The organism is Streptomyces sp. CA189 (assembly GCF_056428985.1).
This window is the reverse complement of the sequence record NZ_JBWJVM010000074.1, coordinates 1-18,531: the sequence shown is the minus strand read 5'-3', so window position 1 is coordinate 18,531 and position 18,531 is coordinate 1. Positions and strand designations below refer to the sequence as shown.

The window sequence follows — 18,531 nt, the reverse complement described above, 5'->3', positions numbered from 1 at the left end:
CGCTTGGCGGTGCCCTGTGGCCAGCGGGTGGGTGGTGTTCGGGGGTATCCGAGCCGGGCTGAGCGGGCGCAGATGCAGCGACGGTTGCAGGTCTTGACCGCGCGGCTGGCCGAGGTGGAGCGGCGTATCGAGGCCGGTCGTCCGGCGATCGTCATCGGCGGCCGACAGTTCGCCAAGACCCGGCACAACCTCGTCGACGCCGATCTCACCGCCGCCCAGTGGCGGGAACGCCGGGACGCGCGGCGCATGTTCCTGACCGCCGACGGTGAGTCCGGGGCGCCGCACGGGAACTACACGATCAGCATCGATCCCTCTGAAGGCACGGTCACCCTCGTCCTGCCCGAACCGCTCAGGCACCTCGCCAATGCCCCGCGTGGCCGCTACCGGCTTGCCTGCGCTGTCACCTTCAACCATCGCCGAGAGGAGTGGTTGGACCGGATCACCGCCAAAACCGTTCCGTCCGCTACGACATCGTCTGCGACCCGGAACGCGGCCGCTGGTACCTCGACGCCTCCTGGTCCACCCGACAACACCCCTCCCCACGCCCGCCGAACTGACCGCAGCCGGTGCCCGGCTCCTGGCCGTGGACCTCAACGCCGACCACCCGCCGCCTGCGTCATCGACGCCCACGGCAACCCCGTCGGCCGGCCGCGAGACGATGGGCCGGGACTTGTCGTCGTCGCGGTTGATCCGGCCCACACCTCCCGCACCGGCCAGGCCGTTCCCGTACCGAGGGCGCGAGGGACCGCGAGCCCGCCCAGGACCACAGGCACACCCCACCCGGGTGACAGGACCTGCCGGGGCCGAAGCGACCAGCTCGCGCTGTTCCCCGTCCCCCAAGACCGTTCGGGGAGACAACCGGCACGTCCGGTTCACGGCGGTTCGGCCAACAGGGGCGAACACGCCAAGGAACGGTGATCGCATCTTGACGGGGCGCGCGGCGGGGAGGAGCGTGGCTTCTTATGAGGGGCGAACCGAGTTGCCCGAAGTGTGGTGGCCGGGTCAGGGCGCCCGGTCTTTTCGCCGACTCCTGGCAGTGCGCGGTGCACGGTACCGTCCATCCCCTGCAGCCCGTGATCCCGCCGAGCGTCGAAGGCCTGGGCGTGGTGGTGAACCGGGCGCAGGTACCGGTCTGGATGCCCTGGCCGCTGCCCGTCGGGTGGCTGTTCACCGGGATCGCCTCCGCCGGTGACGACCGCAGTGGCGGCCGGGCCACGGCCGTGGCCTGCTCGGGTCCCGGCCCGCTGGGCGGCATCGGCGAGCTGCTGCTGATCGCCGAGGAGCTGGGCGTCGGCCTGGGCGCGCGGTTCGCCGGCCTCGACGCCCCCGACCCGGGCCGCTACATGAACGTCTCCGCCCCGCCGCACGCCAAAGTGGTCGCCGCCGGGCGCCCGACGCCGCTCTGGCACGTCACCGGCGTCCCCGAGGACCGGGCCGTCTTCGCCGGCGAGGCGCGCGGGCTGTGGCTGTGGGCGATCGTCTGGCCGGAGCAGTCGGGCCTGCTGATGTACGACGAGCTGGTCCTGACCGACCTGCGCGACGCGGGAGCCGAGGTGGAGCTGCTGCCCTGCGGAGCCCTGAGCCCCCGCATTATTTCCTAGCCCCGGCGGTCCCCGGCGCGGCCGGTCCGGTGGGCCCGTAGCGGGAAAAGCGGGCGGTATCCTGGAGTGTCCCCCGTCCGCGTGTGAACCCTGGAGTTCGGCTGTGCGCATCGATCTGCACGCCCACTCCACGGCCTCGGACGGTACGGACACCCCCGCCGAGCTGGTGCGCAACGCCGCCGGTGCGGGGCTCGACGTGGTGGCGCTGACCGACCACGACACCGTCGCCGGCTACCGCGAGGCCATCGCCGCGCTGCCCCAGGGGCTGACCCTGGTCACCGGCGCCGAGCTGAGCTGCCGTCTCGACGGCATCGGCATGCACATGCTGGCGTACCTCTTCGACCCCGAGGAGCCCGAGCTCTCCCGTGAGCGGGAGCTCGTGCGCGACGACCGCACCCCGCGCGCGCAGGCCATGGTCGGCAAGCTGCGGGACCTCGGGGTGGACATCACCTGGGAGCGCGTGGACCGGATCGCCGGTGAGGGCTCCGTGGGGCGCCCGCACATCGCCGCCGCGCTCGTCGAGCTGGGCGTCGTGCGCACCGTGTCGGACGCGTTCACCGCGGACTGGCTCGCCGACGGCGGCCGCGCGTACGCCGAGAAGCACGAGCTCGACCCCTTCGACGCGATCCGCCTGGTCAAGGCGGCCGGCGGAGTCACCGTCTTCGCCCACCCCGCCGCCGTCAAGCGCGGCACCTGCGTGCCCGAGAGCGCGATAGCCGCGCTCGCGTCGGCCGGCCTCGACGGCATCGAGGTCGACCACATGGACCACGACGACGCCACCCGCGCGCGCCTGCGCGGCCTGGCCGCCGACCTCGGTCTGCTGACCACCGGGTCCAGCGATTACCACGGCAGCCGCAAGACCTGCCGCCTCGGGGAGTACACGACCGACCCCGAGATCTACGGCGAGATCACCCGCCGTGCCACCGGGGCGTTCCCGGTCCCCGGCGCGGGTGGACGCGTACGCGGCTGACCACTGCCGCCGCCCCTCCCGCTCTGCCGCCCCTTTTTCGTGACACCCCTCTCCTGCAAGGCATCACTGTGCTCGATTTCGCCGTCTTCGGATCCCTCTTTCTCACGCTTTTTGTGATTATGGACCCTCCGGGGATCACGCCCATCTTCCTCGCGCTGACCTCCGGCCGCCCCGCCAAGGTGCAGCGCCGCATGGCCTGGCAGGCCGTCTGCGTCGCCTTCGGCGTCATCGCCGTCTTCGGTCTCTGCGGCCAGCAGATCCTCGACTACCTGCACGTCTCCGTGCCGGCCCTGATGATCGCGGGCGGGCTGCTGCTCCTGCTCATCGCGCTCGACCTGCTCACCGGCAAGACCGACGAGCCGAAGCAGACCAAGGACGTGAACGTCGCGCTCGTCCCGCTCGGGATGCCACTGCTGGCCGGGCCCGGCGCGATCGTCTCGGTGATCCTGGCCGTGCAGAAGGCCGACGGGGTCACCGGTCAGTTCTCGGTATGGGCCGCGATCGTCGCGATGCACGTCGTGCTGTGGGTGGTGATGCGCTACTCGCTCGTCATCATCCGCGTGATCAAGGACGGCGGCGTGGTCCTCGTGACGCGCCTGGCGGGCATGATGCTCTCCGCGATCGCGGTCCAGCAGATCATCAACGGTGTGCTCCAGGTGATCCAGACCGCGTAGCGCCACCCGCCGCGCATGCGAACGCCCCCGCACCGGGATAGGTGCGGGGGCGTTCGGCGAATAGGTGGACGCGGTCAGTTGGACACGGTCTCAGCCGGTCGGATCAGGATGCGCTGGCCGATGGCCGCGGCCTGCTGCACGATCCGGTTGACGGAGGCCGCGTCCACGACGGTGCTGTCCACGGCAGATCCGTCGACGTCGTCCAGGCGCAGAATCTCGAAGCGCATGGGGCTTCTCCCTTCGTCAGTGTTTCTCCTTGTACAGGGTTAACGAAGTGTAAGCCGCAAACATTCCCTACGCTAAGGAAATTTTTTCCTTGTCTAACTACTAACGGGTGTCGGAGGCGTCAGAGACCCCTCGACGGCCCTCCAGAACGCCGCCAGCGCCGCCGCCACGGCCGCCGGATCCTCGGCGTTCGGAGAGTGTTCCGTCCCCGGGACCACCACCCGCGCCGCGCCCAGCCGGTGCGCCATCGCGTCCATCTCCGACACCGGCCACACCGGGTCCGACTCCCCGGACAGCACCAGTGTCGCCAGCCCGGGCGCCGCGGCGGCGAGCTCCTCGATCCGGTCCGGCTCCTCGATCAGCGTCCGGCCGGTGACCATGAGCTGCTCGGGGACGGTACCCAGCCAGCGTGCGCGCAGGAAGGCCGCGAGGGCGGGGTCCTCGGGAGGTGCGTCGCGCGGATCCATGGCGCGCATGGCCGCCCAGATGCCCGGCATGTCGTCGCCCATCGCCTCCAGCGCCGAGATCAGCAGCTTCGTACGGCCCTGCTGGTCCGCGCAGACCGCGCCCGGGCCGCTGCTCAGCAGGGTGAGGCTGGCGTACGGGGCCGGATCGCGGACCACGGCCGCCCGGACGATCAGCCCGCCCAGCGAATGCCCGAGCAGGTGCACCGGACCGGCCGCGCCCAGGGCGGCGGTCTGCGCGAGGACGTCCCGTGCCAGTTCCGCCAGGGTGTACGGAGCCTGCGTGCGCGGGCCGCCGCTCTCGTGCTGACCCCTGCCGTCGACGGCGACCACCCGGTATCCGGCGGCGGCCAGCGGCCCGAGGAGGCCGATGAAGTCCTCCTTGCTGCCGGTGTACCCGGGCACCAGCAGGGCGGTGGCGCGGGCCGGCCCGGCGGGCACGGCCTCGTGCACGGCGAACTCGCCGCGGTCCGTGGCCAGGCGGTACGCGCGGGCTGCGGGCGGGAGCGTGAGGGTCGACGGCTTGCTCATGGCCCGAGGTTACCGGCCCGTACGCCCGTACGGGAGCTCCGCCCGGCCCCGGGTACGCCGATGGCCCCGGCCCCCTCGAAAGGGGACCGGGGCCATCGGCAGGGCGTTACGCCTCCGGGGTCTCCACCGCGGCGACGGCCTTGCGGGTCCGCGTGCGCTTCGGCTTGGCCGGAGCCTCATCGGCCGGAGCGGCCTCGGCGGCCGGAGCCTCCGGGGCGGCGGCGGCGACCTTGCGGGTGCGGGTGCGCTTCGGCTTGACCGGAGCCTCCTCCGCCACCGGAGCGGCGGCTTCGGCGACGACCTCGGCGGCCGGGGCGGCAGCGGCGACCTTGCGGGTCCGCGTGCGCTTCGGCTTGACCGGAGCCTCCTCGGCGACCGCGACCGGGGCGACGACGGCCGGAGCGACCGGAGCCTCGACCACGGCGGCCTGCGCGACGACCTCGGCCACCGGGGCGGCGGCCGGAGCGGCCGCGGCCTTGCGGGGCGCGCGGGCACGCGGGGCACTGCTGCGCGGGGCACTGCTCCGCGGGGCGCGGACCGGCTCCACCATGGGGGCCATCTGGAAGTCGGGCTCGGGCTCCACGACGAACGGGGCCAGGGGTTCCAGCGCCGTCGCGGGGGCGACGAACGTGGCGGCCGGAGCGGCCGACCGGGTCCGGCGACGACGCGGCTTGCGCGCCTCGTCGGCGGCCGGAGCCTCCGGAGCCTGGACCGCCTGGACCGCCTGGACCGCCTGGACCGCCTGGACCGCCGGGGCGGCCGCGGTGACCGGAGCCGCCTCGGTGGTCACCGGGGTCAGGAGCTCGGCGCCCTGGTCCGAACCGCCACGGGTGCGGCGGCGCTGGCGCGGGGTACGGGCGGCACGCTCCTCGGTGACCGGGGCGGCGGCACCGCGGCCACCGTCACGTCCACCGTCACGAGCGGCATCGCGGCCGGCGTCACGTCCACGGTCGCGGCCACCGTCACGACCGCTGTCGCGGCCACCGTCACGACCGCTGTCGCGGCCGCCACGGCCACCGCGGCCGCCGGTCTCGCCCAGGTCTTCCAGGTTCTCGGCCTTCAGGCCGGCCCGCGTGCGCTCGGCGCGCGGCAGGACGCCCTTGGTGCCGGCCGGGATGTTCATCTGCTCGTACAGGTGCGGGGACGTGGAGTACGTCTCCACCGGGTCGTGGAAGTCCAGCTCCAGCGCCTTGTTGATCAGCTGCCAGCGCGGGATGTCGTCCCAGTCGACCAGGGTGACGGCGATGCCCTTCTTGCCCGCGCGGCCGGTGCGGCCCACGCGGTGCAGGAAGGTCTTCTCGTCCTCGGGCGTCTGGTAGTTGATGACGTGGGTGACACCCTCGACATCGATACCGCGCGCGGCGACGTCAGTGCAGACCAGCACGTCGACCTTGCCGTTGCGGAAGGCACGCAGCGCCTGCTCGCGGGCGCCCTGGCCCAGGTCGCCGTGGACGGCGCCGGAGGCGAAGCCGCGCTTCTCGAGCTGCTCGGCGATGTCGGCCGCCGTGCGCTTGGTGCGGCAGAAGATCATGGCGAGCCCGCGGCCTTCGGCCTGCAGGATGCGGGAGACGAGCTCCGGCTTGTCCATGTTGTGCGCACGGAAGACGTGCTGCGTGGTGTTGGCGACGGTCGCGCCCTCGCCGTCCTCCGAGACGGCGCGGATGTGCGTCGGCTGCGTCATGTACCGGCGGGCCAGTCCGATGACCGCACCCGGCATGGTCGCCGAGAACAGCATCGTCTGCCGCTTGGCCGGCAGGTAGCTCATGATCCTCTCGACGTCGGGCAGGAAGCCCAGGTCGAGCATTTCGTCGGCCTCGTCGAGGACGAGGGCCTTGACCTTGGAGAGGTCGAGCTTCTTCTGCCCGGCCAGGTCGAGCAGGCGGCCCGGGGTGCCGACGATGACGTCGACGCCCTTCTTGAGCGCCTCGACCTGCGGCTCGTACGCGCGGCCGCCGTATATGGCGAGGACGCGGACGTTGCGGACCTTGCCCGCGGTGAGGAGGTCGTTGGTGACCTGGGTGCAGAGCTCGCGGGTCGGAACCACCACGAGGGCCTGCGGGGCGTCGGTGAGCTGATCCGGCGTGGAACGGCCGGCCTCGACGTCCGCGGGGACGACGACGCGCTCCAGCAGGGGGAGGCCGAAACCGAGCGTCTTGCCGGTACCGGTCTTGGCCTGGCCGATGACGTCCGTGCCGGACATGGCGACGGGGAGGGTCATCTCCTGGATCGGGAAGGGGGACACAATGCCGACGGCCTCAAGGGCTTCGGCCGTCTCGGGAAAGATCCCGAGGTCTCGGAACGTAGTCAGGGTGCTGCCTCTTCTGTGAGACGCGGCGCGAGGCGGCGAAGGGGGTCGTACCGTGCCGGGCTTGCAGTACTACTACGTACGTACGAAGCTGCGCGGGACCACGAGCCATCGCTCAGGCGCTTTATGCCGCTGAGGGGGCCCCTCGTGGGACGCGGTACGTATGAACGTACGCATCACGCCGAGGGCGGTCGGGTGGAGCCGATCGGGCCACCGACCGGGCATCCTCATTCGGATGGCCCGCCGAGTGTTCGGCAGGCGCATTACCACTGTACCCCGGAATCTCGCAGCTGTGTCGGGTGAATTCACCAGGTAGGCGCGTTTACGTGGACTGAGCAGGTGGTTCATGGTGCCTTTCGGCGAGCTATTGTGCGGAGCATGTCGACCGTTGAAAACGCATCGCCCGCCGACGAAAGCGCCCCCGCCGAGGCAGCCGGCATCGCCGCCCAGGACTGGGTCACGGCCTCCGCCTCGCCGCAGTACAGGGCCGCCGTGGTGGATCTCCTCGGGGCGCTCGCGTACGGCGAACTCGCGGCCTTCGAACGCCTCGCGGAGGACGCGAAGCTCGCGCCCACCCTCGATGACAAGGCCGAGCTCGCGAAGATGGCCTCCGCCGAGTTCCACCACTTCGAGCGCCTGCGCGACCGGCTCACCGCGATCGACGAGGACGCCACCGCCGCGATGGAGCCCTTCGCGAAGGGCGTCGACGACTTCCACCGCCAGACCGCGCCGTCGGACTGGCTGGAGGGCCTGGTCAAGGCGTACGTCGGCGACTCCATCGCCAGCGACTTCTACCGCGAGGTGGCCACCCACCTCGACACCGACACCCGCGGGCTCGTCGTGAGCGTGCTCGACGACACCGGCCACGGCGGTTTCGCCGTGGAGAAGGTGCGCGCCGCCATCGAGGCCGACCCGCGCTGCGGCGGCCGGCTCGCGCTGTGGGCCCGCCGGCTGATGGGCGAGGCCCTGTCGCAGGCGCAGCGCGTGGTCGCCGAGCGCGACGCGCTCTCCACCATGCTGGTCGGCGGGGTGGACGGGATGGCGGCCGGATTCGACCTGGCGGCCGTCGGCGAGATGTTCACCCGGATCACGAAGGCGCACACCAAGCGCATGGCGGCCCTGGGCCTGGCGGCATAGCCCGCACCCCTGGCGTACGTACAGCGGCCCCCGCACGGAAGTTCCGTGCGGGGGCCGCTGTCATGGATCAGTGGGGTCGTCTAGCCCCGCGTCGGAACCGAAAACGGAGTCCGGGGGGACGGCCTCCCGGTCCGGCCGGCGGGCCGCAGCAGCAGGGACAGGACCACCGCCGAGACCAGCGCGCCGCCGATGAAGGTCGCGAACAGGGTGCTGTGCCCGGGGCCCAGCGCGGTGTGCGTCAGATAGGCGCCGAAGAGCGCACCGGCCACTCCGCTCACCAGGACCGTCCGCGGGGAGGGCAGCCGCGGGCCGAGCGTACGGACGGCCGCTCCGGCCAGGGCGAGGCCCAGGAGAGCGGAGCCGAGCGCCTCGATCAGCAGCATGGGGGTTCCTCTCGAACGGCGGACGTACCGGGGCGAACCGGGGGAGCGTGTCTTACAGCGGTCCTACCCGAAGCGGAGGAAACGGAAACGGCCCGGCGGATTCGTCCGCCGGGCCGTTCTCGGTACTCCTGGGTGCTTCGTGAGCGTCGGAGCGTTCGGCTCAGAGCGCGCCGAAGCCGACCTTGCGCACGCTGGGCTCGCCCAGGTCGACGTACGACAGGCGGTCGGACGGCACGAGGACCTTGCGGCCCTTGATGTCCGTGAGGCTCAGCAGCGCCACCGAGCCGGACAGGGCGGCGGTGACGATGCTCTCCAGCTCCTCGGCACTCAGGTCGCTCTCGAGCACGATCTCCCGGGGTGCGTGCTGCACGCCGATCTTGACCTCCACGGCCTTGTCCCTCCGACGGTCCGGTTCGCGCGATCAGCCGCGCCGTTACCCGGTCCACATTAGCCCGGAGAGGGGACGTGTCCGGCGCGCGGCGAAAACGCTCGCAGCGAACAGCCGCCGGTCAGACCGGCGGGGACCGCCGGGGCCGGTCCGGAACGCCGGGCCGACGCCGGTCGGCCGCCGCTCAGACGTCCGTCGGGTGCAGCGGGAAGCCGGCGATTCCGCGCCAGGCGAGGGAGGTCAGCAGCCCCACCGCGGTGTCCCGGGCGACCGGGCTCTCGCTCGACAGCCAGTACCGGGCCACTACCTGCGAGACCCCGCCCAGGCCGACGGCCAGCAGCATCGACTCGTCCTTCGACAGGCCGGTGTCCTCGGCGATGACATCCGAGATGGCCTCGGCGCACTGCAGCGAGACGCGGTCGACGCGCTCGCGCACCGCCGGCTCGTTCGTCAGGTCCGACTCGAAGACGAGCCGGAAGGCGCCGCCCTCGTCCTCGACGTACGCGAAGTAGGCGTCCATGGTCGCGGCGACGCGCATCTTGTTGTCGTTCGTCGACGCGAGCGCGGTGCGCACGGCGAGCAGGAGGGCCTCGCAGTGCTGGTCCAGGAGCGCCAGGTAGAGGTCGAGCTTGCCGGGGAAGTGCTGGTAGAGCACCGGCTTGCTGACTCCGGCACGCTCCGCGATGTCGTCCATGGCCGCCGCGTGGTAACCCTGCGCGACGAAGACCTCCTGGGCGGCGCCCAGGAGCTGGTTGCGCCGGGCCCGGCGCGGAAGTCGCGTGCCCCGCGGACGCGCTGCCTCGGTCTGCTCGATGGCTGTCACGCCGCCTCCCACTTTCTCTAGAACACAGTGCGCCTTGCGCCGCGCGGCCATCGTACTTTTCGGTAACCGAATCTGGAGGGTTCAAGCCGAGTTTTCTCGCGGTACGGACCGCCGGTTACCCGCCGGAGATGCTGGTCAGCGCTGGATCAGCGGTAGTCGTCCTCGTCCAGGGCCACCACCCGGGTCTGCTCGGCGGCGTCCCCGTCGGACGCTTCGCGCTGGCCCACGGGGGTGAGCGGATCGTCCTCGATCGGATTCAACTCCGTGTGCTGCTCCGCCGCGTCCGCCTCGGGGGCTTCCACATCGAGGGATTCCCGCAGCTCTGACTGGAAGGTGTCCGGTTCCGCAGGGTCGACAGTCATGGAGCACCCCTTTCCACCTACGAGCCTAGGAGGATCGCGCATACCCCGCTAGGCGGTTCCGCAAGCATCTGTGACGGCGAACACAAGAGGACCCGCGTGATCGTCTCGTAACATTGCCCCATGTCTTCGACCGAGCTGCCGGGTGTACGGTCCACCGACCCCTCGTCTTCCAGCGAGTCTTCCCAGGTGGGAGCCGTGCGGGTGGCCGAAGGGGAGCAGCTGCGCACCGACCGGCTGCCCGGGCTGGAAATGACCGTACGGGTACGCCCGGCGGTCCGGGCCGGCCTGCCGCCCGCGCTGTTCGTCCACGGGCTCGGCGGTTCCTCGCAGAACTGGTCCGCGCTCATGGCGCGGCTGGCCGATTCCGTCGACGGCGAGGCCCTGGACCTGCCCGGCTTCGGCTGGTCCCCGCCGCCCGCCGACCGGGACTACTCGGTGACCGGGCTCGCCCGCGCCGTCATCCGCCACCTCGACGCCGCCGGGCGCGGACCGGTGCACCTGTTCGGAAACTCCCTCGGCGGGGCCGTCTCCACCCGGATCGCGGCCGTCCGGCCCGACCTGGTGCGCACGCTGACGCTGGTCTCCCCGGCGCTGCCCGAACTGCGCGTGCAGAAGTCGGCCGTGCCGACGGCGCTGCTCGCCGTACCCGGCATGGCCGGGGTGCTCGACCGGCTCACCCGCGGCCTGAGCGCCGAGCGGCGCACCCGGGGGCTGACGGACCTCCTGTACGGAGACCCCTCCCGGGTGAAGCCCGAGGTGTTCGAGGCGGCCGTCGAGGAAATGGAACGGCGGCTCGCGCTGCCGTACTTCTGGGACGCGCTGACCCGTTCCTCGCGCGGCATCGTCGACGCGTACACCCTCGGTGGTCAGCACGGACTGTGGCGCCAGGCACAGCGGGTGCTCGCCCCGACCCTGCTGGTCTACGGTGGCCGGGACCAGCTCGTCTCGTACCGTATGGCGCGCAAGGCCGCCGCGGCCTACCGGGGTTCGCGGCTACTCACCCTGCCCGAGGCGGGGCACGTGGCGATGATGGAGTACCCCGAGGTGGTCGCGGCCGCCTTCCGGGAGCTGCTGGACGCCACCGGCGACGGGCGCGGCGCCGAGCCGGACCCGGGCGTGCCGGATCCGGCCGTGCCGGGGCACATCGTGCACACCATGAATACCGACGAGGACGGCAAGGGCTGAGACGTGGGACGACATAGTCGCAAGGAGTCCGTCCAGGCTCCCGGCCCAGGCTCAGGCCATCCGCAGCCGGCCGAACGGGCCGGAGTCCGGGCCACAGCCCCGGCCCCGGCCGGGTGGGCCGAACAGGCCGCCGCCCCTCGAGGGTACGCGGCACCGCCGCGCCACGAGCCGGTGTCCGGCACGCGCGGCGGCCATCCCGAACAGCACGAGCCCGGCGGAGCCTGGGGCGCGGCCGCCGGTACCGGCGCGGTCTACGGGGACTGGCGCGGGGCCCCGGTCCACGACACCCCGGTCCACGACACCCCGGTCCACGACACCCCGGTCCACGACACCCCGGTCTACGAAACGCCGGCCTTCGGCACCCCCGCGGTCGGCTTCCCGCAGGTCACCCTCGACTCGCCGATGACCTCGACGGGATCGCACCGCCGGATCCCGGCCCCCGAGGACGCCTTCACCTCGACGGGCTCCCACCGCGGGGTCCCGGTGGCCGAGAACGCCTTCACCGCGACCGGCTCCCACCGCCGGATCCCGTTCCCCGAGGACGCCTTCACCGCGAGCGGCTCCTACCGCGCGGTCCAGGTCGCCGAGGAGGTCTTCGCCGAGGACGTCTTCACCGAGGACGTCTTCACCGCGACGGGTTCGCACCGCCGGATCCCCGCGCCGCGTACGCCGGTCGCCCCCGTCGAGGAGGAGCCGCCCGCGGCCGGGCGCGGCGTCAAGGGCCGTACGTACGCCGGGATGGCCGCCGCGGCCGTCACGGTCGTGCTCGCCGTCGTCGTCGCGGGCCAGGCGGCCTCCGAGGGCGACAGCGGCAAGAACACCGCGCGCGCCGCCGACGAGGGCAACAGCCACACCGCCCAGGGCAACTCCGCCGCCTCCCGCTCCGACGACCGGCCCACCCCGGACGCCTCCGCGGCGATCAAGGCCGCGCCGGAGCTCTCGTACGACCAGAAGATGGCGCAGCGGTTCCCGATCGACGAGAAGCTGAAGGGCTCCGGCGCCTTCGACACCGTGCCCGGGGTGGCACAGGGACCCGGCAAGGGGCAGGTGGTCCGCTACCGCGTCGACGTGGAGCAGGGACTGGGCCTGGATCCGCAGCTGTTCGCCGAGGCCGTGCACCGCACGCTGAACGACGACCGGAGCTGGGGCCACGGCGGTACGAAGACCTTCGAGCGGGTGCCGGGCGGCGAGGCCGATTTCGTGATCACGCTCGCCAGCCCCGGGACCACCGGTGTCTGGTGCAAGAAGTCCGGGCTCGACACCACCATCGACAACGTCTCCTGCGACTCCGCGTCGACCGACCGCGTGATGATCAACGCCTACCGCTGGTCGCAGGGTTCGGCGACGTACGGGGCGGACCAGATGTTCGCCTACCGCCAGATGCTGATCAACCACGAGGTCGGCCACCGGCTCGGCCACGGTCACGTGAGCTGCCGGACGCCGGGCGCGCTCGCCCCGATCATGCAGCAGCAGACGAAGTCCCTGGACATCAACGGAGTCCAGTGCAAGCCCAACCCCTGGGTGTATCCGGGAAGTTGATCTACCTCTGATCTGGGCCGGTGCTCCGCCTTTCAGGGCGGGGGTGAAGGTCATCCCTGGGTCGGATGTGCGGCGCGCTGGAGTGCTCTGCGCTTTCCGTGGTGACGGTCAGCGGGGCGCTGCTGGTTCTCGATGTACTACTTGACAATGGGCAGGGGTGCCCTGCCGCACGATCCGGCGAAGTTGGAGCCGGACCAGAAGTGTCCGCCCCGCAGGTGCCGGCGGACATGACTGTCGTATTCCTGGCGGATCCGTCGGGAGCTGACGCCCTTGAGGGAGTTGACCAGTTTGGAGAGCTGGACTTTCGGCGCGTAGTGCACGAGCGGGTGCAGGTGGTCCTGTTCTCCGTTGAACTGCTTCAGTTCGGCCTCGAAATCGGCGCAGACCTCCCGCATGATCTCTTCGGTGCGGGTCAGTATGGCGTCGGTGAACGCTTTCTGCCTGCACTTGGTGGCGAAAACCAAATGAACATGCAGGTTGTGAACAACATGACGTCCGGTGCGTACATCGGGATGAGGATTCCGACGCGGCGACATAATCGATGCTAGGTTCCCGTTCGTGAGTCAAGACACCCTGATCAAGCGGCAGTTAGGGCATCGTGCCCGGCTCGCGCTGTCGCCTGCCGGGGTGTTGAAGGCCGATGGCCAGGCGCACGCGGCCCGCGCGATGTGGAACTGTCTGCATGCGTGGTGGCAGATGATGCCGAAGGATAAGCGGACTCTGGCAAATGCGGATGCCGCGATCCGGCAGGCCCGCGAGGACATCGACTTTCTTGGTGTTCTTCCGGCCCAGGCCGCACAAGCGGTGTTGAAGACGTATTTCCAGGCGTGGAAGAACTGCTGGGACGGCCGCGCCGATGCGCCGAATTTCAAGGGGCGGTTCCGGTCGGTGATGTCCGTGGACATTCCGCAGGGGCGGGACCTGAACATCGTTCGGGTGCACCGCCGCTGGGGCATGGCCAATGTCCCCAAGGTGGGTCGGGTCCGTTTCCGGTGGACCAAGGGTCTCCCCGTCGGCAAGCACGCCGACGGGGAGAACCGGATCACCGGGGCGCGGCTGGTCAAGGATGCGCTGGGCTGGCACATCGCCTTCCGCGTCCAGGCCCTGGAGGTCAAGCCCGAGCCCCACCAGGGGCCGGACGTCGGCATCGACGTCGGCGTCGCTGTCCCCATCGCCCTCTCTGACGGCGAAACGTACGGGCATGGCGAGTGGCTGACCGATCGAGAGAAGGCCAAGCTGCTGCGCTTGGAGCAGCGCGCCGCGCGGCGTAAGCGCCACCGTAAGCCCGGCGAACGCACCAGTCGCCGACTGCACCACACTTACGACCAGATCGCAGGACTCCGCGCGAAAGCCAAGCGCAGGGCCCTGGACTGGCAGCACCAGACGACCACCACCATCGCCCGCACCTACGGCACGATCGTGGTCGAAGCACTCACCATCACGAACATGGTCAAGTCGGCCAATGGAACCATCGAAGAGCCGGGGAAGAACGTCGCCCAGAAAACCGGGCTGAACCGCTCCATCAGCGGGGAGGCATGGGGCCGCACGGTCGCCATGCTGACGTACAAGACCGCCCGACACGGCGGTGACCTGTTCAAGGTGCCCGCCCCCGGCACCTCCCGGCGCTGCTCCGTGTGCGGCTTCACCACGCCCGGGAGCCGGGTGTCCCAGGCCGTGTTCGTGTGCAAGAACTCGGACTGCGGCTGGTCGGGCAACGCCGACCACAACGCAGCCCGGAATGTCTTGCATCTGTACCGGATGGGCCTCGCGCTCGTCCCGGCTGCCGGGAGGGCAGTCGTCAGGCGCGCGAAGCGCGTCAAGCCCGCTGCCGCAAGGTAAGCAGGAATCTCCCGGCTCGAGTCAGGAGAGCACTTCAAAAGCGGCTCGTCGGCAAGAACGTCGTCATCAGCGACTGGACCGGCGTCCTCGACATCTCGCAGGTCGCGGTCAGGTGACGCTCCTCGCCGACCGACCGGCGTCCGGGCCCGGGGCCACCGCCCCGGGCCCTGGCCTCGGGCGGCAGATCCTGCGGCGGCTGCGCGCCCGGCCCTCGGCCGTGGCGGCGGCCGCCGTCCTCGCGCTCCTCGTCCTCCTCGCCCTCGCCGCACCGCTGTTCGCCCAGCTCACCGGCCAGGACCCGAACGCCTACCACGACGAGCTCGTCGACTCCGCGCGCGGCGGCGTCCCCATCGGCTCCTTCGGCGGGATCTCCGGCGAGCACTGGCTCGGCGTCGAACCGGGCACCGGCCGCGACCTGTTCACCCGGCTGCTCTACGGGGCCCGGATCTCGCTGCTCGTCGCCCTCGGCGCCACCCTCGTCCAGGTCCTCGTCGGGGTGGGCGTCGGGCTCGCCGCCGCGCTCGGCGGCCGGTTCGCGGGCCAGGTCATCAGCCGGTTCACCGACGTGATGATCGCCCTGCCCCTGCTGGTGATCGCCATCGCCCTCACCGCCGTCGTCCCGCCCGGCTTCCCGCGGCCGCTGCTGCTGATCCTGGTCATCGGACTGCTCGACTGGGGCGGCCTCGCCCGGATGGTGCGTGCCCAGACCCTCTCCCTGAGAGAACTGGACTTCGTGGACGCCGCCCGGCTCTCGGGCAACGGCACCCTGCGGATCGCCCGCCGGGAGCTGCTGCCCTCGCTGGCCGCGCCCGTCATCACCCTCGCCGCGATCAAGGTGCCCACCGCCATGGTGGTCGAGGCCTCCCTGTCCTTCCTCGGGGTCGGCGTGAAACCGCCCACCCCCTCGTGGGGGCAGATGCTGTCCAGCGCCCAGACCTGGTTCCGCGCCGACCCCGCCTACGTCCTGCTCCCCGCCGGGCTGCTCTTCGTCACCGTGCTCGCCTTCACGGTGCTCGGCGACGCCGTCCGCACGGCCCTCGACCCGCGCGAGGACTCGCGGCTGCGGGTCGGCACCAGAAAGGAGCGCACCGGGTGACCCCTTTCGTGCTCAAACGGACCGGCGGCGCACTGCTCGTGCTGCTCACGCTGTCCGTCGTGATCTACGCCCTCTTCTACCTGGTCCCCGGCGACCCCGCCCGGCTCGCCTGCGGGGAGCGCTGCAACCCGGCGCAGATCGCCCAGGTGCGCGAACAGCTCGGCCTGAACGAGTCGACCGTCGCGCAGTACCTGCACTTCCTCCAGGGGCTGCTGCTCGGCCGGGACTACTCCGGCGGCGCCGGGCTCGTCCTGCACTGTGACGCGCCCTGCCTCGGATTCTCGTACCAGAACGACCAGCAGGTCACCGAGCTGCTGCTGGAGCGGCTCCCCGCCACGCTGTCGCTGGCGCTGGGCGCGCTGGTGATCTGGCTCGTGATCGGCGTCGGCAACGGGCTGCTGTCCGCGCTGCGCCGCGGCGGGTTCACGGAGCGGGCACTGACCGTGCTCACCCTCGCCGCCACCGGGACGCCCGTCTTCATCCTCGGGTTGCTGCTGCTCATGGCCGTCTGCGCCTACCTCCAGTGGCTGCCCTTCCCGACGTACGTTCCGCTCGGCGACGACCCCGAGCAGTGGGCGTGGAACATGCTGCTGCCCTGGGTGACCCTCGGCTTCTTCGAAAGCGCCAAGTACGCCCGGCTGAGCCGCAGTTCCACGCTGGAGACGCTCGCCGAGGACCACATCCGCACCTTCCGCGCCTACGGGGTGGGGGAGCGGGCCATCGTGACCCGGCACGCCGTGCGGGGCGCGGTGGCACCGGTGATCGCGCTCAGCGCCGTGGACTTCGGCACGATGATCGGCGGCGCCGTGCTGACCGAGTCGCTGTTCGGGATCCCCGGGCTCGGCAAGACCCTCATCGACGGCGTACGGGTGGTGGACCTGCCCGTGGTGGTGGGCGTGGTCCTCGCCATCGGCGCGGCCGTCGTGCTCGCGGGTGTCGTCGCCGACGTGCTGTACGCCGTCGCGGACCGAAGGGTGGTTCTGGCATGACGAACGCATCGCTGGTGGACGTCGCCGGCCTCACCGTCGACTTCCCGGTCGGCCGGCCGGGGGAGTACGTACGGGCCGTGGACGGGGTGTCCTTCACCCTGGAGCCCGGCCGCGCGCTGGGAGTCGTGGGGGAGTCGGGAAGCGGCAAGTCGACCGTTGCGGCAGCCCTGTTGGGGCTGCACCACGGGACCGGAGCACGGCTCGGCGGCACCGTCCGGGTCGGCGGCACCGACGTGGGCGCGGCCTCCCCGGCGGAGCTCCGGGAGCTGCGCGGGGCCGTCGCCGCGATGGTCTTCCAGGACCCGCTGAGCTCCCTGGACCCGTACTACGCCATCGGCGACCAGATCGCCGAGGTGTACCGGGTGCACGCTGCCGTGACGCGGCGGGCGGCCCGGGCGCGGGCCGTGGAAGTGCTCGACCGGGTGGGCATACCCGACGCGGTACGCCGCTCCCGGGCGCGGCCGCACGAGTTCAGCGGGGGCATGCGGCAGCGGGCCCTGATCGCGATGGCGCTGGCGTGCGAGCCGAAGCTGCTGATCGCGGACGAGCCGACCACGGCGCTGGACGTCACCGTCCAGGCGCAGATCCTCGACCTGCTGCACGGGCTGCGGGAGGAGCGGGGGCTCGGGCTGCTGCTGGTCACGCACGATGTGGGGGTGGCGGCGGAGAACGTGGACGCGGTGCTGGTCATGAGGGACGGGGGTGTCGTGGAGCGGGGCCCGGTGGAGTCGGTGCTCTCCGCTCCGGCCGATCCGTACACCGCGGCGCTGTTGGCGGCGGTGCCGCGGCTCGATGCGGTGCGGGTGGCCCGGCCGGCGGCCGTACGGGCGCTGCCCGTGCCCGCGCCTCAAACTCCCCCAGCTACCGCTGGGAGGGGCCCCCGGGCGGGGCTGGAATCGGGCCCGGTGGGGCTGCCGCGACAGGGCCGGGTGCGGCTCAAAGGTCGGGGCTCCGCCCCGGACCCCGCGCCTCAAACGCCGGCGAGGCTGGATTTGGCGGAGCTGGGATCGGACCCGGCGGATTTGGCCGCGGCAGAAGTGGCGGCGCAGCAGGCGGAGTTGCCCGTTGTTGAGGCGTTTTCTCTGCGGAAGGAGTTCGGGCGGGGGAAGGGGCGGGTGGAGGCCGTCGGCGGCGTGTCGGTGTGTGTGCGGGGTGGGGAGACGCTGGGGATCGTCGGGGAGAGCGGCAGCGGCAAGAGCACGCTCGGGCGGATGCTCGTCGGGCTGCTGGAGCCGAGCTCCGGGCAGGTCCGGCGGGACGGCGTGGAGAGCGTCGGCGTCGTGCCCGGGGTGCAGATGGTGTTCCAGGACCCGGTGTCCTCGCTCAACCCGCGCCGTTCGATCGGCGAGTCCATCGCGGACCCGCTGCGCGCGGCGGGCGAGAAGGACCAGCGCGCGATCCGGGCCCGGGTCGGTGAACTGCTGGTCCGGGTGGGGCTGGAAGAGGCGCACTACGACCGGTACCCGCACGAGTTCAGCGGCGGCCAGCGCCAGCGCGTCGGCATCGCCCGGGCCCTCGCGCCCCGGCCCCGGCTGATCGTCTGCGACGAGCCCGTCTCGGCCCTCGACGTGACCACGCAGGGGCAGGTCACCGCCCTGCTGGCCGAGCTCCAGCGGGAGCTTGGCATCGCGCTGGTCTTCATCGCGCACGACCTCGCCGTGGTGCGGCAGGTCAGCGACCGGGTCGCCGTCATGCGGGGCGGGGTCATCGTGGAGGAGGGCCCCGTCGACGAGGTCTACGACCGGCCGGCGCACGCCTACACCCGGGAGCTGCTGGCCGCCGTCCCGTCCCTCGACCCGGCCCTGGCCGCCGCCCGGCGGCTCGGCCGGCGCCGTTCCGGGGGAGTGCTCGCGGGGGCCTCGTAGACCGGTCCTCGTAGCTCTTGGCGTTCTTAGAACGTCCGCCAGTAGGTGCCCGACTGGGCGGCAGTAGTAGGGCAGGCACGGTTCGCCCGATCATGGAGTTCTCTACGCTTCATGATCACCGGGGGATCCGTGCCTGCCGTCCCATCATGCATTCT

The 18,531-nt window shown here is 71.7% G+C and carries 18 protein-coding genes; 10 read left to right on the top strand and 8 right to left on the bottom strand.

Translation table 11 applies throughout. The features are described from left to right. Positions 1 to 962: 962 nt before the first annotated feature. The 3 genes from AC061S_RS35655 (at position 963) to AC061S_RS35645 (ending at position 3,245) form a co-directional block, all read left to right on the top strand. The gene (locus AC061S_RS35655) at positions 963 to 1,601 is read left to right on the top strand and encodes a DUF6758 family protein (RefSeq protein WP_478690030.1); all 639 of its coding nucleotides are present in this window, start codon (positions 963 to 965) and stop codon (positions 1,599 to 1,601) included. 103 nt (positions 1,602 to 1,704) lie between these two features. After that, positions 1,705 to 2,571 carry a PHP domain-containing protein gene (locus tag AC061S_RS35650; protein WP_478690029.1) on the top strand — a complete coding sequence of 289 codons (867 nt, stop codon included), beginning with the start codon at positions 1,705 to 1,707 and terminating at the stop codon, positions 2,569 to 2,571. 68 nt (positions 2,572 to 2,639) lie between these two features. Continuing rightward, positions 2,640 to 3,245: a MarC family protein gene (locus tag AC061S_RS35645; RefSeq protein ID WP_478690028.1), complete on the top strand. Its 606-nt coding sequence runs from the start codon at positions 2,640 to 2,642 to the stop codon at positions 3,243 to 3,245. Between the two features lie 74 nt (positions 3,246 to 3,319). Here the strand turns inward: AC061S_RS35645 and AC061S_RS35640 are convergent, their stop codons facing one another. The 3 genes from AC061S_RS35640 to AC061S_RS35630 all read right to left on the bottom strand — a co-directional run bounded on the left by AC061S_RS35640 (position 3,320) and on the right by AC061S_RS35630 (position 6,683). Next, positions 3,320 to 3,472, bottom strand: coding sequence for a hypothetical protein (locus AC061S_RS35640; protein WP_328300661.1), 153 nt, complete (start codon positions 3,470 to 3,472; stop codon positions 3,320 to 3,322). Positions 3,473 to 3,565: 93 nt separating this feature from the next. Next, positions 3,566 to 4,465 carry an alpha/beta fold hydrolase gene (locus AC061S_RS35635; RefSeq protein WP_478690027.1) on the bottom strand — a complete coding sequence of 300 codons (900 nt, stop codon included), beginning with the start codon at positions 4,463 to 4,465 and terminating at the stop codon, positions 3,566 to 3,568. Between the two features lie 106 nt (positions 4,466 to 4,571). Continuing rightward, positions 4,572 to 6,683 carry a DEAD/DEAH box helicase gene (locus tag AC061S_RS35630; protein WP_478690026.1) on the bottom strand — a complete coding sequence of 704 codons (2,112 nt, stop codon included), beginning with the start codon at positions 6,681 to 6,683 and terminating at the stop codon, positions 4,572 to 4,574. Between the two features lie 465 nt (positions 6,684 to 7,148). Here AC061S_RS35630 and AC061S_RS35625 point away from each other — a divergent pair, with 465 nt between their 5' ends. After that, positions 7,149 to 7,907: a ferritin-like fold-containing protein gene (locus AC061S_RS35625; protein WP_478690025.1), complete on the top strand. Its 759-nt coding sequence runs from the start codon at positions 7,149 to 7,151 to the stop codon at positions 7,905 to 7,907. Between the two features lie 80 nt (positions 7,908 to 7,987). Here the strand turns inward: AC061S_RS35625 and AC061S_RS35620 are convergent, their stop codons facing one another. From AC061S_RS35620 to AC061S_RS35605, 4 genes are all read right to left on the bottom strand, one after another. Continuing rightward, a complete protein-coding gene (locus tag AC061S_RS35620; RefSeq protein WP_478690024.1) occupies positions 7,988 to 8,290 on the bottom strand; it encodes a hypothetical protein in 303 nt (100 codons plus the stop codon). A 160-nt stretch (positions 8,291 to 8,450) separates the two neighbouring features. Next, positions 8,451 to 8,678 carry a DUF3107 domain-containing protein gene (locus tag AC061S_RS35615; protein WP_478690023.1) on the bottom strand — a complete coding sequence of 76 codons (228 nt, stop codon included), beginning with the start codon at positions 8,676 to 8,678 and terminating at the stop codon, positions 8,451 to 8,453. Between the two features lie 184 nt (positions 8,679 to 8,862). Continuing rightward, on the bottom strand, positions 8,863 to 9,501 hold the full coding sequence (locus AC061S_RS35610; protein ID WP_214949215.1) for a TetR/AcrR family transcriptional regulator: 639 nt from the start codon (positions 9,499 to 9,501) through the stop codon (positions 8,863 to 8,865). Positions 9,502 to 9,647: 146 nt separating this feature from the next. After that, on the bottom strand, positions 9,648 to 9,863 hold the full coding sequence (locus AC061S_RS35605) for a hypothetical protein (RefSeq protein WP_478690022.1): 216 nt from the start codon (positions 9,861 to 9,863) through the stop codon (positions 9,648 to 9,650). Between the two features lie 120 nt (positions 9,864 to 9,983). Here AC061S_RS35605 and AC061S_RS35600 point away from each other — a divergent pair, with 120 nt between their 5' ends. Next, positions 9,984 to 11,048 carry an alpha/beta fold hydrolase gene (locus AC061S_RS35600; protein WP_478690021.1) on the top strand — a complete coding sequence of 355 codons (1,065 nt, stop codon included), beginning with the start codon at positions 9,984 to 9,986 and terminating at the stop codon, positions 11,046 to 11,048. Between the two features lie 171 nt (positions 11,049 to 11,219). Next, positions 11,220 to 12,587, top strand: coding sequence for a DUF3152 domain-containing protein (locus AC061S_RS35595; RefSeq protein ID WP_478690020.1), 1,368 nt, complete (start codon positions 11,220 to 11,222; stop codon positions 12,585 to 12,587). Positions 12,588 to 12,724: 137 nt separating this feature from the next. Here AC061S_RS35595 and tnpA read toward each other — a convergent pair whose 3' ends face one another. Beyond that, positions 12,725 to 13,123 (bottom strand): IS200/IS605 family transposase, encoded by a 399-nt coding sequence (gene tnpA / locus AC061S_RS35590; RefSeq protein WP_478690019.1) that lies wholly within the window; start codon positions 13,121 to 13,123, stop codon positions 12,725 to 12,727. Positions 13,124 to 13,145: 22 nt separating this feature from the next. Here tnpA and AC061S_RS35585 point away from each other — a divergent pair, with 22 nt between their 5' ends. The 4 genes from AC061S_RS35585 to AC061S_RS35570 all read left to right on the top strand — a co-directional run bounded on the left by AC061S_RS35585 (position 13,146) and on the right by AC061S_RS35570 (position 18,376). Then, the gene (locus tag AC061S_RS35585) at positions 13,146 to 14,426 is read left to right on the top strand and encodes an RNA-guided endonuclease InsQ/TnpB family protein (RefSeq protein WP_478690018.1); all 1,281 of its coding nucleotides are present in this window, start codon (positions 13,146 to 13,148) and stop codon (positions 14,424 to 14,426) included. Between the two features lie 112 nt (positions 14,427 to 14,538). Further along, entirely contained in the window at positions 14,539 to 15,522 is a 984-nt protein-coding gene (locus tag AC061S_RS35580) for an ABC transporter permease (RefSeq protein WP_478690017.1), read from the top strand. Further along, on the top strand, positions 15,519 to 16,511 hold the full coding sequence (locus tag AC061S_RS35575; RefSeq protein ID WP_478690016.1) for an ABC transporter permease: 993 nt from the start codon (positions 15,519 to 15,521) through the stop codon (positions 16,509 to 16,511). The genes AC061S_RS35580 and AC061S_RS35575 overlap by 4 nt, the downstream gene beginning before the upstream one ends. Next, a complete protein-coding gene (locus tag AC061S_RS35570; protein ID WP_478690015.1) occupies positions 16,508 to 18,376 on the top strand; it encodes a dipeptide ABC transporter ATP-binding protein in 1,869 nt (622 codons plus the stop codon). The genes AC061S_RS35575 and AC061S_RS35570 overlap by 4 nt, the downstream gene beginning before the upstream one ends. Positions 18,377 to 18,531 lie beyond the last annotated feature (155 nt).